General features: G+C 64.0%; 2 protein-coding genes. Both read left to right on the forward strand.

Annotated features, from left to right (window positions below):
* Positions 1–17: 17 nt before the first annotated feature.
* Entirely contained in the window at positions 18–311 is a 294-nt protein-coding gene (locus AC5Y4Q_RS21645) for a hypothetical protein (protein WP_064920303.1), read from the forward strand.
* Positions 312–323: 12 nt separating this feature from the next.
* The coding region (locus AC5Y4Q_RS21650) for a WXG100 family type VII secretion target (protein WP_499960170.1) at positions 324–453 on the forward strand (130 nt) is incomplete at its 3' end.

Here is a 453-nt window from a genome sequence, read left to right on the forward strand (position 1 = left end):
GAGAAAGGAGTGCGGTGATGAGTTTGTTGGATGCCCATATTCCGCAGTTGGTGGCCTCGGAGTCGGCGTTTGGGGCGAAGGCGGCGTTGATGCGGTCGACGATGGCGCAGGCGGAGCAGGCGGCGTTGGCGGCGCAGGCGTTTCATGTTGGTGAGGCGGCGGCGGCGTTTCAGGGGTCGCATGCGCGGTTTGTGGCGATGGCGGCGCGGGTGAATGCGTTGCTGGATATGGCGCAGGCGAATCTGGCGGATGCCGGTAGCACGTATGTGGCGGCGGATGCGGCTGCGGCCAGCGGTTACACCGGGGTTTAGGGAGGGTTTGTGATGTCGCAGATTATGTACAACTACCCGGCGATGTTGGCTCATGCCGGGGAGATGAATGGGTATGCGGGCACGTTGCAGGCCGTGGGTGCTGATATTGCCAGTGAGCAGGCGGCGTTGTCGGCGGCGTGGC

The organism is Mycobacterium sp. NGS16, assembly GCF_059813225.1.